Source organism: Paenibacillus sp. FSL R10-2734 (assembly GCF_037963865.1).
GTDB lineage: Bacteria > Bacillota > Bacilli > Paenibacillales > Paenibacillaceae > Paenibacillus_AQ.
The window spans coordinates 3,642,778-3,661,020 of record NZ_CP150170.1 but is presented as its reverse complement, the minus strand read 5'-3'; the positions used below and the strand labels follow the sequence as shown (position 1 = coordinate 3,661,020).

Below are 18,243 nucleotides of genomic sequence, written 5' to 3'. Positions count from 1 at the left end.
CAAAACACCTGTCAAAACGTGAGAAAAAGATCCCCTTCCCGTGAGGGAGCGGGGATCACTAGTCACATGAGTCATTTGTTTTATTCGGAAGCTGTCTGCGCCCTATGCGCATCGGACAGCTTATCGGCGATCAAATCCATGCTGATGCCCTCGATGCACACGACCGCCATGATCGCAAACATGCCTTAAGCGGAGTCTTTTGCTCATTTAAATTCAGGTAGCCAATTACCGTGCGCTTCGATCAGGTCGTCGCATAAGGAAACGATTTCGTCCATAGACAATTCAGCAGATGTGTGCGGGTCGAGCATTGCTGCGTGATAAATATGTTCTTTCTTGCCCGTCATCGCCGCTTCGATCGTTAGCAATTGCGTATTGATATTCGTGCGGTTCAACGCGGCGCATTGCGGCGGCAAATCCCCGACGAATGTCGGAGTGACTCCGCTCGAGTCGACTATGCACGGCACTTCGACACAGGCTTCCTTAGGCAAGTTCGTGATAAGGCCCGTATTCATAACATTACCCCCGATTTTGATCGGTACGTTCGTCTCCATCGCTTCGAAAATAAAGGAAGCATATTCGGACGTCCGCTTGTGCGTCAGGTTTTTGTTCCCGATCAATTCGTTCCGCATCGTCTTCCAACGCTCAATCTGGTTAACGCACCGACGAGGGTATTCGTCCAGCGGAATATTGAAGCGCTCGATCAGCTCCGGATATTGCCGTTTGATGAAATACGGATGGTATTCAGCGTTATGTTCGGACGATTCCGTGATGTAATATCCGAACTTCTGCATCAGCTCGAACCGCACCATGTCGTCGTGCTTTTCCTTTTGCTTTTCCGCTGCCCGCCGTTTGATTTCCGGATACAAATCGACGCCGTTTTTCGTCACTTCCAGCAACCAGGCCATATGGTTGATGCCCGCGATTTTCCATTGCACACCCTCGTGATCCATCCCCAGATGGTCGAAAATATGAGGGACGCACACTTGAACGCTATGGCACAAGCCTATCGTATTAATTCCACCGTACGTATTCATTACGTTCGTCAGCACAGCCATCGGATTCGTATAGTTCAAGAACAACGCATCAGGACAAACCTCCTTCATGTCTTCGGCGGAATCAAGCATGACCGGAATTGTCCGCAAGTTGCGGAAGATACCGCCGATGCCGATGGTATCGGCAATCGTTTGCCGCAAGCCGTATTTCTTCGAAACCTCGAAATCGGTAATCGTGCACGGATCATATCCGCCGACCTGGATCGCGTTAACTACATACTTGGCACCTTGTAGTGCTTCTTTACGGTTACGATAGGCTTTAACCGAACAATTGCTGCCGAGTGTTTGTTTCAAGTTCAGAATGATGTTCTCCGAATCTTTCAATCGTTCCTCGTCAATATCGAATAACGCTAGCTCGAAATCCTGAAGCGCTGGCGACAACATGCAATCCCCTAAAACGTTTTTGGCAAAAATGGTGCTTCCCGCACCGAGAAAAGTAATTTTGGACATATATTTCCCCTCATCCCTCTATGTTGCAAGTTTATATTTTTACCGTAGCCCGATCGCCCGGGTTCAACTCTATTACCGCCGTGCTCACGAATTCTCCATTTCCGTCGCTTCCGATCGACGCAAGCATGTCGGTTCCGTTTACGTATAGCTTCTGATGGAAGCCGGAGAACCGCGCCTCCCACTGAATCGTGCGTCCCGTCCTATTCGTCAACGACGATTCGCGACCGTTCGTATGAGCAATATCGATTTGTCCGTTCATTACGGGAATATCCTTTGCTTCGATCCAATCGATCGAGTCCGTCAGGCGGGACATGGTGACCAAACTTTGACGATGAGCGTCTGCGGACAAGCCCATCGTACCCGTTAAAATAGCTCCGATGATGCTATAGCTCACTTCGGGATATTCCCGTCTCTTCAGCTGTGGATCCATCATTTCCAGCAAGGATGAATAGGCCTCCCGATTCAAGCCGTGTCTGTAGAAAATCTCGGCCATGTGGGATTTTTCCTCGACATTCGAGCCGCCGTGATGGACAACATCCCTTAAGGCGCGTTGTTTTCTGTCGCCCGGCTCTACCAGATCGAAATAGAATGGCAAGTAAGTAGCCGAGTAGTAGAAACCAGGATACCCCCGGCGATCCTGCATGAGTGCGCCGTTGAATCTGCCATTCTCTTCGTTCCACCAGTCTCGGTTGTACAGCTTCCGGACGTCTTTCGCCTTGTTCTCGTAATGTTCTGCCAGAGCCGCCTGTCCACTTATCGCAAGAAGACGGGAATAGGAGCCAAATGCCGCGTATTGTGCTGCCAGCACATCGCCTCCAAGAAGCGGTTGAAGGCCGTCTTCCACGTAGGAGGCGATACCTCTTCGGCCGTAAGGAGCGTAATGCTCAGGAAACCCATCCTTGTCCTTGTCCCAACGATCGATGTAATCGGTGACGGTCCGCTCGTAGAAATTCCGGAATATCGGATGATCCACGTAATCGCGGTCTCCCGTCCACAGGTATTGCTTATAGCAGCAATCCAGAATGTCGAAGTTCGCAGGAAGGTTATACCAGAAGTCGGAATCGTCCGTATAATCGACCGGAGCTGGCCGATCGTATTTGTCGATCTCCCAGTACGTGCACCAATCCCGAGATTCGGCAATACCCTCCGCGAACTTAAACAGCATGTTTTTTGTATAGTCCTGCAGACCGAGTACGTTAGCCCCGACACTCTGATGGCTCAAGTCGCGCATGCAGAACGCATCCCTGCCCGGCAGCGCGGCTTCGTAAAATTTACCGACCGGCGTTCCGTCCGAGACATAGGCAAGCGCTTGGCTTTTCGCCCAGTCGAAGCCTGCAAATAGTTGCTGGTTCGAAGAGTCAATCGTCACTCGTCCGAGTTGTGGATCATAAATGCTCATTGGTGGATTCATCCTTCCACAAATTTTTGATCACGGTCGGGATTACGCTTCGAATACGGCAATGCCCGCCGGAGGGATCGCGATCGGATGAAGCCCCATCGCGAACACTGATTTATACGTAGCCGTTACCTGGCCTTGGCAATCCCTAACGACGACGTTTCGCTCGCCCATGCTTTCCTCGAGCTCTATCACGATTCTATCGTTAAGCGTGCCATTGACGATGAACCACGTTTTCGGTATCCGGGAGCCCGGATTCGCAACGATATCCGCATACACGGCCGTAATGGCTTCGTCATCGCCGCTGGCAGTCACAAGCGGATAGACCAGCTCCGGATGCTTCGCTGTCAACCGCCCGTCCAGTAGAATAGCTCTCTTCTCGCGCCAGAATGACAGCCAGAACCGTAACATCCGGAGATGGGATTCGGGAAGTTGATCTAGCAAAACTGATACTTGCGGGACGGCAAACAACGTATTCACCAATTGCAGCGCCGCGTTCTCCGTCGGCTCTTCCGGATTCCACATGAGCGGATCGGCATGAACGGCGGTATCTCCCGCGAGCAGTCGAACGTCCAGCGTACGTGAACGATTCTCTAACGCATCGTTCGGACAGTCCATCGCACGGAACATATTGCCGTATTTACGCATGAGCGGTCCGATGTACGATTGGCGGAATTCGATCATAATATCCGGCTTGATCGCCCTTAGCCTAGACATCACGTCGCTCAAGAGACAGTCGACCGCTTCAGGTACCGATTCGTAATCTCTTCCTTCGATGTCGCTGGCTAATGTGAGATTAAAGCTGTCCACGAAATCAAGCTTAAATCCATCCAAATCCCAGTCCCGCAGCGCTTTCTCGTAAGTTCCAATAATATATTCCCTAACGTCCGGGAATCGCGGATCGAGCACACCCGCGCCCAAATCTTCGATTTTTCCGAGCAGTTTATTCTCGAACTGTAGCCAGACGTTGCTGTGCTTCCCGACGAATGGAACGGAATACCATAGCAGAAACTTCATTCCGATCTCGTGAACACGATCGACATGCGCCCTCATATCTGGAATTTTGCCCTCGAACACATCCCAATCACCGCAATAGGCGTACCCGCGCGCATTGTCCGCCGTTTGCCACCCATCGTCAACAATGACGGCTTCGCAGCCCATTGCTTTGGCGATCTCACATTGTCGTTCTACCGATTCTGCCGACAGTTGCTGATGAAAGCTGTACCAGGTCGCGTACATCGGAAGCTTTGCCGTATCAGGAACAGGACTCGGTTCATATCCCGGTAGCGTAGACCACCATCGTTGCACATCCGCAAGGCTTTCTTCATACGGAATGTCACGCGTATCGATATGGAGCGTCGCTTCGTAAGACTGGATCGGCGAGGTCAGATCCTGAAACAGCTTGACAGAACAAAGAAAATTCGATGTTTCTTCGTGAATGCCCGCTTTTAATTCGACCAGATTGAGCGCGTCGGAAAAAGCAAACGTCATCTTGTTGTTTCCTTGGAAGCCGTAAAGGACGCAAACCGGTGCGGACGACGTAGCCTTTGAACGGAATCCACTCTCCCAGTCCACTCGAAGCCTCTTGTTCCGATAAAAGCCCGGATGCCAGCTGGCGAACACGTCGATAATCGGAAGTTGCCAGGTCAACTCCATTGCTCCGGGAATTCTAGGTTCATCGGACTGAAGCTTCATGTTTAAACGAATTATGCCAGTTGCCGATTGTTTCAAGGAGAGCGAAACATCAAAATCTTCTTCTCCTCCCGTCAAGGTAAACGTATAACCGCCTGATGAAATATTTTGCATACCATAACTCCTCTCTATCGCGACTGATTAACCTTTTACCGCGCCTAGCGTAATGCCCCCGACAAAATATTTTTGAAGGAACGGGTAGATAAACACGATCGGTAGCGTCACGACCATCGTAACCGCAGCCCGCAAGGTGACCGGAGACAACGTTCTGAATTTGGATTGCGCGATCTGCTGATTTTTGATCTCTTCGAACGATTCCACTTCGAGTAGCAATTTCCGCAAGTAAACCTGTAGCGTATCCCAATGTCCGTTCGAGTTGTACAAGACGACATCGAACCAAGAATTCCAATGTCCGACCGAACTGAAGACGGCGATCGACGCGAATACCGGCAACGAAATTGGAATGACAATCCGGAAGTATATGCCAAGCTCATTGGCCCCATCGATGCGCGCCGATTCAAATAGCGATTCGGGTAAATTTTGCATATAGGAAGCCATAATGAGCATGTAGTACGCATTCAATAAGCTTGGGATCCAATAAACATGAAATGAATTGATCAATCCCAACTTCACGATCAACATATACGTCGGAATCAATCCACCGCTGATGTACATCGTCATCAAAAACAATAATCTCATTAATCTTCTGCCCGAAAAATGCCGTATCGTGCTTAAATAAGCCAGCAAACCTGTTGCCATCACGCAGGTGGTCGTACCTACAAGCACTCTCAGGATCGAAATGCCGAACCCCGAAAACAATTTATTCTCGTGAAGCATGAAGCTGTATGCATCGAACGAAAACATTCTCGGCCAAAGAAAGATGCCCCCTCTTGCTGCATCCGCGCCGTCGTTTAACGAGAGGGCCAGCAAATTCAGAAAGGGATATATCATGAGCACTGAAAAAAGCAACATAAAGCCAACATTGGCAATATCAAAAATTTTGCTTCCGAGCGACTTCTTTTGAAAAGACGAATTCATCAGGTCGCGCCTCCTGTCATTGACATGTATCGTATTAAATGATCGACGTATCCAGCACTTTTTTCGAGAACCTGTTCGCACCGAACACGAGAGTAACCCCGATAATCGCTTTCAACAGCCCGATGGCTGCACCGTACGAATAGTTCCCTAGCTCGATGCCGTATTTATAGGCATACGTATCGATAACCTCGTAATACTCTCTCGTCTGCGCGTTTCCGATCAACAACTGCTGTTCGAATCCTGCGTTCAAGATGCCGCCGATGCCGAGTATCCAGAGCAGTACGATCGTCGACCGAATGCTTGGAAGCGTAATATGCCAGATCAGTCCGAATCGGTTCAACCCGTCGACTTTGCCGGCATCGTACATTTCCGAATCGACGCCCGCCATCGCGGATAAATAAATAATGGTGGACCAACCGACGTCCTTCCACAAATTCGCTGAAGTGATGATCCCCCAGAAGTATTTTCCTTCGCCCAGATAAGAGATCGGTTGATCAATGATATCCAATCGCATTAACACGTCGTTCAAGATACCCTCGTTGCCTAGGAGGGCGAACAAAATGCTAGCCACGACAACCCATGAAATAAAGTGAGGCAAATAAGAAATCGTCTGAATCGTCTTTTTAAATCGTTTGTTATTCAGCTCGTTCAGCAAGATGGCCAGCACGATCGGCGCGGGAAATCCGAATAAGATACTCAGTCCGCTAATAGCCAACGTATTTCGCAAGACGAGTGGGAAGTCCGGCGAATCAAAGAACATCTTAAAATGGGTAAGCCCTACCCAATCGCTCTGTAGAATCGTATTGCCGGGAATATAGTTGACGAAAGCCATCAAAATACCATACATCGGCATATAGCAGAATATTAGAACCCAAATGATCATAGGGATGCTGATCAGCCATAATTGCCGTTCCCGATACAAACTTCTCATCGCGTTCCGAATTTTCATTTGCGATGGTGCCGCCCGATGTAATTGATTCAATTTGTTCACGCATACGCCTCCAAATCTTTTTTTTTACAAGTGGAAGGGGGAAGCCCCCTTCCTCCCGGGCGTCCTTACTTCCAATCCTTCAATCTTCTTTGGTACTCTTCCGATTTGAATTGTTCGATCTTGTTCAGACCCGCGGCATTCAACTTATCCTGCATCGCTTTGAAATTCGCAACGCTTTCTTCCTCAGTCTTGCTCATGACCGCTTTCGACCATAATGTTTCTAGCAAATCGGTGATTTGTTTATCGGTTACTGCCAACGGATTGTTCGCCAGGATCGGAATGTTGCCGAAAGTATTGTCGTAGATTGTATCCTTCAGATTGTCGTTCAACATTTTCTTCCATTTGGCTTCTTCATTGAAATTTTGATCGTACCAGTAGGTGCTCTTGCCATCGTCCTTCATCGTTCCATCGGGCGAAACCAAATTTAATTGATCCATGCCGATCAGCTCACCGGCGTCATAGTCGAACGTCGAATCGAGAATCGCTTGCTTTGCAGCGTCGACGAAGCTTGGTTGGTCGTTCTCGAATTTCCAAGTGGATTTATCCGTATTCGGAACGCCCCATCCGATTAATCGGGTTCCGATATCAGTCATGGAGAAATCCAACCATTTGACGATGTCTTCAGGGTTTTTCGCTTTGTCCGTAATAATCGTCATATTGCCGCTTCTAGCATTTTTACCGGACATAAACGATTGTTCCGCATTAGGCGCTTTCAGGGCATATTGCATGAAGCGCTTGTCTTCCGTCCATTTCGTATCCGCTTTTTGCCATAATTCATGGCCGGCGTTCCAGCCGATCCACCAAGCGCCTACATAGCCCATGACGCGGTCGGTGGACATTTTCGCTTTCATGTTTTCGTATTTATTAATGAACGAGTCGGGATCAAGCAGGCCGTCCCTAAAAATTTTATTCATGAATTTCGTCAATTCGAGACCTTCCGGCGTATTGACCCAATGCGTCATTACACCTTCCGGCGTTACTTTATAACCTTCTTTTAGGCCCCAAATGCCCGCAAGCGTCGGCACAGTATTGGTCGTAACCGGAGCGTATGCCGAAAGCGCGTACGTTTTTTCTCCCTTATCGTTCTTTGGATGCTTGGCTTGCATTTGCTTCAAAATGTCGTAGAATTGGTCAGGCGTCTCGAATGTCGGGTTGCCCAGCTCGTTCAAATAGTCATAACGCATATGTGCGGCGTAGTCCGGAATCGGCAATAGCCCCCAATAGCTAGGTAGCGCATACAGCTTTCCGTCGGTTAAGTAAGTTTTGTACAGGTCACCAAGCTGTTCTTTGATATGCGGAGCATACTTGTCGATGAATTGACCTAGCTCGATCGCCTTGCCTTGGGCAACCCATTTGGATACGGTTGCTTCGTCCATACCTGCGATAACTTCAGGATAATCATTCGATACGAGCATCAGGTTTTGTCTTTCGTCGCGTTTAACGTCGTAAACGAGCTTGTTGATTTTTACGTTAAATTTATCGAGGATGTACTGCTTCAGTTGCTTGGCGTTTTTCTCCGCTTTATCCGGATTGGCTTGACCCGCATAATAGCTAAATTCGATCGTTTTCTCTGGCAGTTCCCAACCAAACTCATTCGATTTGGCTACTGGATCTGTAGATACAGATTCAGAAACTGCTGGGGTAGCTTGCGCCTCGTTGCTGTCGTTATTCTTTTTCGAGCATGCCGCAAGCGTGGACAGGACCAAGATTAACGCTAGAACGAAAATTAAGGTTTTTTTCAAATAAATCCCTTCTCTCCTTAGAAATGAAGTTAACACCCAATAATGACACCGCTTACAATCTGAATCTTAAAAAAATCGCTCCTCCTTCTTCGCACTGACTTTCCCCTTTTTCGATCTGGATGACAATCTATTATTTAGTAAAACAACAACGATTACGGCTTAATTTTACCTACATTTTAGTAAAAGTCAATACTTTCACTGAAATATTTTACCTATTATGCAGTACAACTTGAACATCGATACTCTTCTGGGTGAATTGAAATTCAACAATAATTTAATTAGGTGCTGGATAAGGGGGGCACGCTCGATTGCCGAAGCCCATTTGGATACGTTTCCTTCGTCACTTCCCACTCAAACTCATTCGATTTAGCCTGCGGATCTGTGGATGCGGATTCATATGGAGCTGGGGTAGCTTGCGCTTCGTTGCCGCCGTTATTCTTTATTGAGCATGTCACAAGTGTGGACAGGACCAATATTAACATTAGAACGACCTTTAGGATTTTTTCACAGAAATCCCTTCTTTCCTTAGAAATAAAGTTGACACCCCAACAATGATACCGCTTACATTTTTGAATAAAAAAAAGAACTTCTCCTTCTTCACGCTCTGACCTTCCCGTTTTTCGTACTTAAAAACAATGTAGAACACACTTATTTAGTAAAACAAACAATAAACACGGCTTTATTTTACCGATATTTCAGTAAAAGTCAATACATCTTCTGAAATATTTTTCCTATTATTCAGTACAACTAAAACATCAATAATATTAGGGGGAAATCATGTGAGGGAGGGAGAAAAAAGTTGCTTCGGGTTTGGAAGTGAGGTTACTTCCTCATGCAAGATCGAGTGAACGATAGCCAATAAAATCAGGTCCGAGTTTGGCTACCGTTTTATCGAAATTCTTTTCAAATGCCGGGCTTAGGAAGCACGTAGCGGTTCTTCCAAACTATGCATTTTATGCATAGCATCACTATTTTTGTGTATCAATACTAGTACTTCCGCTTTCCGATCCGCAGCTATTCCTGATGACAAGATTCGTTGGTATTGTGACATGCAGAGGAATTTCACGCCCATTGAAGCGATCGGCCATTAATTTTACAGCTGTTCTTCCCATCTCTTCAGAAAATATTTTCACAGTTGTCAACGGAGGTGTGACGAAAGAAGCGAACGGAATATCGTCAAAGCTCACGATAGAAATATCTTCAGGGACTTTTAACTTAAACTCGCTCACAGCCTTCAACGCCGCAATCGCCATTGGATCGCTCCCAATCAAGAAAGCTGTAGGTCGATCATCCTGTTCCAATGCTTTTCTCATGAGCGCATACCCTTCCTCTGTTCGCCATTCCCCCACAAAGATGTGCTTCGGATTATAATATCCCGCTTCTTTCATGATCGCTTCATATTCAACTTGACGAATATCCGCAGCATAACATCTACCGCTTATCTTACGGATGTAACTGATTCCGCCGATATAACCTATTTTTCGATGACCAAGCGCGATGAGATGTTGAATGGCCTGTCTAGCCGCCTTCTGCAAATCGAACATAACAGAGTCGAATTTATCATCGATCATGTAGTCAACAGAAACAATTTGATGCATCCGTGTCAGGTGGTTCAATAGCTCGTTGTGTACTTTGCCGATAACAAACAAACCATCCAACTCGTTCGAGTCGATAGCATGTTCAGATTCATCCATGATCCGAAATATCTTGGATACGTTGATGTTTTGTTTAACGCATTCTTGTTCGATTCCTTGTCGAATAGACAAAAAGTAAGGGTCAGAAAACTCCAATTTCTCGGAACATGTAATAAGCAACCCTACGTTTTTCTTCACTATTTCTGAATCAACCGGTCTTTTCGAACGGATTCCTCCCTTTCGGTAACCCAATGCTTTAGCCGCCACAATGATTCTCTGTCTCGTATCTTCTGAAACCTGTAATGTATAGTCTTTGTTCAACACGCGCGAAACCGTAGCACTAGAAACTTCCGCTTTTTTCGCAACATCCTTTATTGTGACCAATTCACCATCACACCCTCGGTTTAATTTACTAAATATTTTACCAACAAGAAATGTAAATAGCAATGAAATTTATTTACTTACTAAATCTAAGCATAGGACTTATGACTGAGTGACGAATTCAACGACGCCCAATTTTTGATTTAATTCTCTAATAACAAATCCCCCCTATACTAGGATAAGGTAACAACACCATCACTTTATATACAGGAAGGATCGACATTTATGGGGATTCACACCTATTTTCAATCGCTCAACGATCTCGAACGTATTATTCGCTGTCCAGGTAAATTCAAATTTGAAGAACATAGTGTATCTGCTCATTCATGGAAAGTTGTGCAATATGCAAAAACATTAGCCGATATTGAGGAAAGTAATGGCGTAACTGTGGATTGGAAAAAGCTTTATGAAATTACAAGTAGCCACGATTACGGTGAAATATTTATTGGAGATATCAAAACTCCCGTGAAACATTATTCTCTCGAACTTCGAGGTATGCTCCAGAAAGTAGAAGAAGGAATGATTGCACATTTCATTGACGAAAATATTCCTGAGGACCTCAAATCGATCTTCCGTAGACAATTACGTGAAGGCAAAGATGATTCTGTAGAAGGGTTAATACTTGAAATGGCTGACAAACTCGATCAAGTATACGAAGCCTTTACTGAACTAAGAAGGGGCAACACGGAGAAAGAATTTATTGTCATGTACCGCGAGGCATTGATTAAAATCAAGAACATCAAACTACATTGTGTAGATTATTTCTTGCGACATATACTTCCTGATCTTGTTGAGGAAAGCTCCAACTGTCCTGTTGATATCAAAAAGATTACAAAAGAAGCATTAGACTTCTAAGTGTCTTTCTAGCTACTAACAGTTTCCGATATTTATGTAATTGAAGAATCAAGCTATATTTTCCACATTGATAGGGCGGTCTCACTGGTTCTATTAATGGATGTTATAGACTTGACTTAGACAACGAGAAAGTGAGCGAGAATTTCTCTCCATAGGAGGGGAATCCTCGCTCTTTATTTGGCATAATGCCATATTGCTGAGTAATCTATTGAATAAAAATATCATCGAAGTAAGTCGTCGTCGTATTTCCAGACCAGGAGTCACCGATAACAATGCGATTAAAGCTTGTTCCGCCCGTCGGTGAAGCAACCAGTACTCCGTCAATATACATATCGACTTTCGTCCCCGAAGTGTAATCCCACTTCAGTTCGTGCCAACCTGTCGTTCTGCTTACAGAAGTTGCAGTATATACTCCGTCCAGACGGACCGAATACTTGGTGGTAGAGGTCGGCGTATTGACAGCGATTCCACGGATTGCCGAACTGTTGTCAACAAAGCCCGCCACTTGCATGCTCGCTGCGTTTGCATCATCATAGAACCACATCGTTACAATTTTATTTTGCAAAGAATGGAACGTCTGTTGGATCGCATCCATATCCTCACTAACAAGGTAGCTGTTAATTCCTGAGTGTGCTTTTGTACTGCTGAGGGATGGCGTACCTTTGCCTGGGACAGAGATCCAGTTTCCTAGGCCGTTTTCGAATCCCTCGAAGCTATACATGGATTGATAATAAGAATCCAATACGAGACCCGCATCATCCACGTATGCTTCCCCCGTTGTGGAAGTCTTTTTCAAAAAGATTTTAGCGCTCGTTTGTGATGGACCTGTCTTAAATTTCACCTTCACAATAGTCCAAGTTGAACTATTTGAAGAAGCGCTGACCTCTGTACCACCGAAGTCCGTCACACCGAGAACCGCGTTTTCGCCCGCGGGTGAACGCAGCCATGCTCCCGCGATATAGTTCGTGTCAGGCTCAAGGCCAGTAACGGTTTGCGTGATCCCGTCCACGCTGCCGCTAAGCTTAACACCATTGAATTGCGATCTCGACATCCCCGCATTAGCTGCTTTGCCCCAATGATTGTCGGCAACAACCGAGGCATTTCCCCCATCCGTTTTCGTCCAATTACTCAGATTTCCCCATTCAAAGCCACCGTTGACCACACGATTCATTTGAGGTGTATCCGGTCTTGTATAGGTCGGACTAAGTGAACTTGCAAAATTGTGACCTGCAATCCAGTCCTCACCCCCATATTCGTAAGCTCCGATGTCCGGAGCACTTCCTGTGTATCCATCAGTAATCCCCGGGATCACCTTGCCTGAATCCTTGGCCGCTGAAGTAGACAACAAACGATAATTGGCGTTCGCTTCATCTACAAATCCCGGTGAACTAGTCAAATTAAACCTATGCTCAGCGTTGGCTGCGGTTACAGTATCCACACCTTTGATGATATTATTGTATATTTTGTCGCCATACATATCTTGAGCAAAAACATCTCCCCACGCTCCGACCGGAGACGTATTGGACCATACGGTATTATTATATATAAGATTGTAATTAGACGGTGTATTCAATCGAATGCCCTCGTTGTTCCACACGACATTATGATGCAAAATAAAATTGTTTGTATAATTATCCAGATATATTCCTGAATTCGCAGCGGCTGCTTTATTATCGTGAATATAGTTGTGATGGATTTCCGTATTTTGACCGTCCGTATTCGGCCCGTAAACCATGCCCAAATCCGTGGTCAGCCAGCCTGCGTTATAAATATTGTTGAATTGGATTACATTAGCAGTCATTCCGCCGCTGAAATAAACCGTCACACGCCCGGCATCCGATACGGTATTATGACTGATCAAGCTGTTCGCTCCCTGCAGGTTGACGAGACCTTCCCAGTTCGGTACATAGCCGCCGTCGTGAATATAACTGTTAATGATATTGTTATTCGTTCCTTTTATCGTAACAAGACTGCCCGAGCTATAAGCAATCTCGCTATCGCGTATCTCGTTATAGCTGCCGTTAAGAATGATTCCGAGATTCGCTTGTTCTCCGGCGCTGGTGTTCAAATTATGGTGTGAAACGTATTTGGCTGCAATCTCCTGCAGCGTAACATGATCGGTAGAGTTATCCGTCACAATCGTGGAAGCCGTAATTTGTATCCCTTTAACGTTGATGTAGGATTTACCGGATAAATCAAAAGCATTGTTTCTCTTTTTGGCTTCAACCATGACGGTAGATGGATTTCCGCCGCCAGGAGCCCACAAATAGAGCTGACCGTTCGCGGAATCATACCACCATTCTTTTGCGGTGTCCAACGCTCCTTTAATACCGCTCAAATAATACCGATTTCCAGATTTAGGATCGTAATAGGTTCCTGTACCCTTTAAAGGCTGTATAGTCAGCTTCTTTAAAATGGAATCGTACCCCGTTACGGTTGAAGTTTGAGCAATCCACGCACTTCCGCTTGTAGTCCAAATCGTCGCACCCTTCCAGAAATTATTCCCACCCGGAAGTGAGGTATCGTAAATATTGGTCGCATTCGTAAATGTACCCGCTGAGGATGTTGTAGGATTCAGTAACGTTCCTGTCTGGTTAGGCCAACGAGCTTCATCCATCAATGCTCCGTTGACGAACACTTGATTTCCCGCCCCTAAATTCCATGACATCGGAGCTTTATAGATGTTTCCACTGTCTTGCGTCCATCCGGTAACGACATCATTGCCAGTGACAATTACTTTCTCATCATTGTAATTTTGGTAAGTAATTTCATTCCCGTTCGTCCCAGAATGTAGCGGGATGACCGTTTCCCTGTATGTTCCTCCACGGATGAGCACCGAATCGCCAGCTGTCGCTGCTTGAGCGGCGCGTCCAATCGTTTGGAACGGCGTACTTAAAGATATCCCGTCATTGACATCACTTCCATTCGTATCTACATAATATGTAGCGCCTGCAGCCATCACAATCGAATGATTCATAATTAATGGAAAAGAGAACGAAGCAATTAATACGACACTTAAACAGACTTTGTTAAATGGCATCAGCCACTGCCTTATTCCGGTTATCATTGTGTTCACTCCTCGCTAATTTAGTTACAGGCTACTTCCCTGGATTCTCTCCATCTGCATCCACAAAATATCATTGCCCGACTCATCCTTCCAAGGAATAAAGTGAGGCAGCATCGCTTCATGCCAATGGACCGGTGATTGCTGCGTATGAAGAAGTCCATGAGGTTTATGTCCGCTAGTCAGGCTGGGCAACTCATGATACGAAAAGATCAGTGTGCCGAACATTCCAATTATATAAGTTTGATTAAAGCTCGCCGCCGCTTCTTCCTGTTTTTGAAAATGGTAGTAGATATAGCTTGCTGCCATCTCTGGACGTAAACAAGCGACCGAGCCGATACGCTCATCAATGTGACGGTGATCTCTCCAAGATGAACGATCTGACGGCACCCCGTCGTGAAAAACATCGATTAAAGGCACTTCGAAACTCTCCCTGGATCCGGAAGGATGGCCCTTACTTAATGGAACTGACGGCCATGTTACCAAGATCCGGCTATAATGCCGTGGCCAGCGCCACTCTGCGTGTTCTGCTGAAGGGTCTGCTTCCGCGTAAATAAACACAAACTGCTGTAAGATAAAGATGGAAACATCGGATAGTCCCTGAGCTGTCCAATCCTTTCGAAGAGACTCAATATCTGTATTGACCGTTCGGCGAAACTTGCTTTCGGAGTTACTCCGAAGTTGGGAATAATATAACAACCGTTTCATACAAGCAGCTCCCTTTACCAGAACGTGTCTTTGATGCCCCGCAGCTTGCAAATTGCTTCCGCAAAAAAAAAGTCTCCGTATATAATGGGTACGTTCACATGAGTTTTTCGCGGACTATTGGCTGTACCAAACAGCAAAATTGCTTCTTCATGCGGATCATTCCAGGTTGTATATCGTTCATCCAACTTACGAAGCAGCTTCTCAGCCGCATCATGGTACATACGGGATTCACTTGACGGTACCAGCAAACTAAGTTCTAGGATTCCGCTTGCCGCGCATGCGGATGCCGTGGAGTCCATGGCCATTCCTTCTTCCCAAGGCGCCCGGAAATCCCATGGCGGAAGACCGTCATCCGGCAAATTTGCGAGGAAAAAATCGGCCGAACGCTTGGCCGCATCGATATAGCGTTGATCACCGGTATATCTAGCGCTTAAAGCCATCCCGTAAATCGCCCATGCCGTGCCGCGGGACCAGGCTGAATTCGGGTCATAGCCTTGTCCACCAAGCGCTTCCTGACGTTCTCCCGTCTCCGGATCGAAGCAGACGATATGATGAGTCGAACCATCCAGCCTTAGGAACTCACGTAGCGTGGTATCCGCATGCAGCCTCGCGATATGACGGAATCGCGGATCCTTGGTCTCCTCGCTGGCCCAATACAGCAATGGCAAATTCATCATGCAATCGATGATCGCCCAACCGACCCGTTCTGGCTGATTCCAGGCCCGAATGAATTGTCCAGCAGGATTGAAGCGTCCCGCCAGATGACTTGCCGCGGTCATGGCCCGTCGTCTGGAATCTTCATGGCCAAGCAATTTGAACTGCGCCACGGAAGACAAGCTCCACATAAAGCCTACATCGTGATGAAGCGGAAAAAAATCATATAGCACCACATCCATTCTTGCTTCGGTAAGTGCTGCAACTTCTTTCAAACGTTCATCTTTCGTCTCACGATATACAAGCCACAACAGTCCTGGCCAGAAACCGTTGGTCCACCAATCCGCTTGTTCGCGATTATATTTGCCATGATACGAAGCGTATGGAAAATCCGCTCCGATCGAGTCGCACATGTTCTCGACTTTTCCTATAATCTTGCCCCAGGTCGCTTCAAGCCAAAGTTGACTTTCCGAATCAGGATGCGGCTCGATAATCTTCATCTCAATCTCCTTCCGTCCCTGACGGCCTTATTGTTCCAGCGTTAGTGAAAAGCGTAAGGTGATTTCCTGTTTATCTTTTCGCGTCCATTGGGCCAGCTGATAATGACCGTTCCGATTCGGCATTCGCCCGGGCAGCATTTCCAATTCCACGCCATGCTCTGATTCATCCGCCCACACGGTATATTTGGCATGACCGTAATTTACCGTAACCTTGCTTCCTTCAGAGTTGATGGTTGATTGTTCCGTCCCATTCGTCACCAGTAGCGGAACGGTAACCCCAACTGCAGTTATCTCAGCCGCTTCAGCTGAATTCAGCTTCCAGGTAACCGTTGTTCCCTCCATACCGATCTGGTAAATTTCCTCAATACGTTCCGCACTGCCATTTCCCGGTCTGGGGAGAACGTCACTGATCGCACGCTGATATACTTCATTAACGTTAGCACCGGGAGTATTCGGATCCAAAGGATAGGCCTTTGGCTGCGGGCTTGCGATATACGACAGAGAAAAGCTTAAGTCCTCCTCCTGACTTTCCAGCAACGATAGTTCATTTATCCAATGCAGCCTTTCCGCATTTAAAGGTTGCCCCTCCACATCCAAGGCGTGGAACACTTCATGCTGTCTGCGGCCGTAATTGGCCAGTCTGTACCAAGCTCCATGCTCATCTCTCCATGTAGGGCCAATGGCTGCTGGAATCAACGGTGCGGGAATCGTCTGTTTGGGACGATAAAAAATCCACGGAATTTCCCCATCCAAGCCGGCTATTCCCGTTGACAGAGCCGTCTCTTCCGGAATTCCTGACCGATGTAAACGGACAAATCCGGTCGCGTCCTGGCCCATCTGAGCAGCGGTATCCAAACTTATATGATAGCCGCCTTGCTTCGGTCCGGTAGTTGCATAGATGCGATGGATGATGGTAAATGCAGCACAAAGCCTCCGACATCGCATGGTGCAGCCGCTTCTTCAATAGAGTCATCCGCATCCATATAACACGAAACAGCGATCTGAGCGGCATACAAGCTGTACGTGGAATGATAGGCGTAAAATTCGTAACCAACCCGCTCTGATACAGGAAATCGATTTTTAAAAAGGCGAAATTCTTCAGGATCGTCTACCCATCGTAGAATCGATTGATAAGCTAGATGTGCCGCGCGTTTAAACGTTTTTGCCCACAACAAATCTCCGTGTCGAAGGTAATAAGCTGCCTCCCTTTCACAAATATGGGTAAAGGACAGCTCATTCCAAAGCAGCTGGTTGCTGCGGCCTCCGCAGCTTGTAGCTCCGGTAACGGATTGCGTAAACAGCATGGTCTGGGCTCCGCGATGAAGAAGAATCTTCAACAGTTCCGCGGATGCCCCCTGGTATCCGGCTTCCAGCACTCCGTTTAACTGATCTCTGGCTGCCAGATCATAAGCGGCAGGCAAATTTGGATCCCGATATAAGCCCTCTGGCGTGAACCGTGTCAGTTGATACGGTAAGTACTTGTCAATAAAGCTGGTTGTATCGGCTAGACCGGTGCGATACCTCATCATCTCTCCGTGCATTGCATACGTTGCCCAATTGCGTACTTGCCTGATATCAGGGAAGTTCCGCTCGGTTTGCGAATAGGTAAGCTCCGGCTCGAACCGCTGCAAATTGTAACGCCAGCGTTCAACACGGAAAGAATCTGCGAAGTCGGATAACAGCTCATATGCCAGAACCAGCATATGGGATGTGAAATCCGCATGATCGTCTGGAACCTGGTTTTCGCCAAGACAATAGCTGCCCCAGTCCATCGCTTTCAGAATGGTGTCCAGCAATTCCTGACACCGGCCTGAATGAAGAAGTACAGCACCTGCCTTGGCGAAGGATGCCGTTGCATATTCATGTTCTTTTCCGTCCTTCGGATCGAGAACAGCACCTTCCTCAGTAACATAAGGCAGAAAGGCGCGAAGTCTCCCTTCGGCAAAATCCAAATAATACTCTTTATTTATAGTGGTCGTCTGAACTGACATGTGAGGCTGACGAGATATAAAGTCATTCTTCAGACCTGCGTTAGGATCAGCCATTTCAAGTTTATTTAAATAAGAGATATGAGCGTTCATCCTGT

Annotated in this window: 14 protein-coding genes; 1 reads left to right on the top strand and 13 read right to left on the bottom strand. The window is 46.8% G+C overall.

The window, feature by feature from the left end; genetic code table 11:
* Nucleotides 1-203 precede the first annotated feature (203 nt).
* The 8 genes from NSS67_RS16030 to NSS67_RS15995 all read right to left on the bottom strand — a co-directional run bounded on the left by NSS67_RS16030 (nucleotide 204) and on the right by NSS67_RS15995 (nucleotide 10,379).
* Nucleotides 204-1,502 (bottom strand): alpha-glucosidase/alpha-galactosidase, encoded by a 1,299-nt coding sequence (locus NSS67_RS16030; protein ID WP_339320448.1) that lies wholly within the window; start codon nucleotides 1,500-1,502, stop codon nucleotides 204-206.
* Between the two features lie 31 nt (nucleotides 1,503-1,533).
* Complete coding sequence (locus NSS67_RS16025; protein ID WP_339320447.1) at nucleotides 1,534-2,901, bottom strand: hypothetical protein; 1,368 nt, start codon at nucleotides 2,899-2,901, stop codon at nucleotides 1,534-1,536.
* A 42-nt stretch (nucleotides 2,902-2,943) separates the two neighbouring features.
* Nucleotides 2,944-4,704: a glycoside hydrolase family 36 protein gene (locus NSS67_RS16020; protein WP_339320446.1), complete on the bottom strand. Its 1,761-nt coding sequence runs from the start codon at nucleotides 4,702-4,704 to the stop codon at nucleotides 2,944-2,946.
* 27 nt (nucleotides 4,705-4,731) lie between these two features.
* Nucleotides 4,732-5,628, bottom strand: a complete 897-nt coding sequence (locus NSS67_RS16015) for a carbohydrate ABC transporter permease (RefSeq protein WP_339320445.1) — start codon at nucleotides 5,626-5,628, stop codon at nucleotides 4,732-4,734.
* Nucleotides 5,629-5,662: 34 nt separating this feature from the next.
* On the bottom strand, nucleotides 5,663-6,619 hold the full coding sequence (locus tag NSS67_RS16010) for an ABC transporter permease subunit (RefSeq protein ID WP_339320444.1): 957 nt from the start codon (nucleotides 6,617-6,619) through the stop codon (nucleotides 5,663-5,665).
* A 65-nt stretch (nucleotides 6,620-6,684) separates the two neighbouring features.
* Nucleotides 6,685-8,361, bottom strand: a complete 1,677-nt coding sequence (locus NSS67_RS16005; RefSeq protein ID WP_339320443.1) for a sugar ABC transporter substrate-binding protein — start codon at nucleotides 8,359-8,361, stop codon at nucleotides 6,685-6,687.
* A gap of 278 nt (nucleotides 8,362-8,639) precedes the next feature.
* Nucleotides 8,640-8,816, bottom strand: coding sequence for a hypothetical protein (locus tag NSS67_RS16000; protein WP_339320442.1), 177 nt, complete (start codon nucleotides 8,814-8,816; stop codon nucleotides 8,640-8,642).
* 513 nt (nucleotides 8,817-9,329) lie between these two features.
* Nucleotides 9,330-10,379: a LacI family DNA-binding transcriptional regulator gene (locus NSS67_RS15995; protein ID WP_339320441.1), complete on the bottom strand. Its 1,050-nt coding sequence runs from the start codon at nucleotides 10,377-10,379 to the stop codon at nucleotides 9,330-9,332.
* Nucleotides 10,380-10,601: 222 nt separating this feature from the next.
* On the opposite strand from NSS67_RS15995, the gene NSS67_RS15990 reads away from it, so the two are divergent.
* Nucleotides 10,602-11,231: a YfbR-like 5'-deoxynucleotidase gene (locus NSS67_RS15990; RefSeq protein WP_339320440.1), complete on the top strand. Its 630-nt coding sequence runs from the start codon at nucleotides 10,602-10,604 to the stop codon at nucleotides 11,229-11,231.
* A gap of 205 nt (nucleotides 11,232-11,436) precedes the next feature.
* On the opposite strand, the gene NSS67_RS15985 is transcribed toward NSS67_RS15990, so the two are convergent.
* From NSS67_RS15985 to NSS67_RS15965, 5 genes are read right to left on the bottom strand one after another with little or no spacing between them, the layout of a single operon-like run.
* The gene (locus NSS67_RS15985; protein WP_339320439.1) at nucleotides 11,437-14,298 is read right to left on the bottom strand and encodes a right-handed parallel beta-helix repeat-containing protein; all 2,862 of its coding nucleotides are present in this window, start codon (nucleotides 14,296-14,298) and stop codon (nucleotides 11,437-11,439) included.
* Between the two features lie 24 nt (nucleotides 14,299-14,322).
* Nucleotides 14,323-15,003, bottom strand: coding sequence for a hypothetical protein (locus NSS67_RS15980; RefSeq protein WP_339320438.1), 681 nt, complete (start codon nucleotides 15,001-15,003; stop codon nucleotides 14,323-14,325).
* Nucleotides 15,004-15,017: 14 nt separating this feature from the next.
* Nucleotides 15,018-16,157 (bottom strand): glycoside hydrolase family 88 protein, encoded by a 1,140-nt coding sequence (locus NSS67_RS15975; RefSeq protein ID WP_339320437.1) that lies wholly within the window; start codon nucleotides 16,155-16,157, stop codon nucleotides 15,018-15,020.
* Nucleotides 16,158-16,184: 27 nt separating this feature from the next.
* The gene (locus tag NSS67_RS15970) at nucleotides 16,185-17,012 is read right to left on the bottom strand and encodes a hypothetical protein (protein WP_339320436.1); all 828 of its coding nucleotides are present in this window, start codon (nucleotides 17,010-17,012) and stop codon (nucleotides 16,185-16,187) included.
* 2 nt (nucleotides 17,013-17,014) lie between these two features.
* On the bottom strand, nucleotides 17,015-18,238 hold the full coding sequence (locus tag NSS67_RS15965; protein ID WP_339320435.1) for a hypothetical protein: 1,224 nt from the start codon (nucleotides 18,236-18,238) through the stop codon (nucleotides 17,015-17,017).
* Between the last annotated feature and the right edge of the window lie 5 nt (nucleotides 18,239-18,243).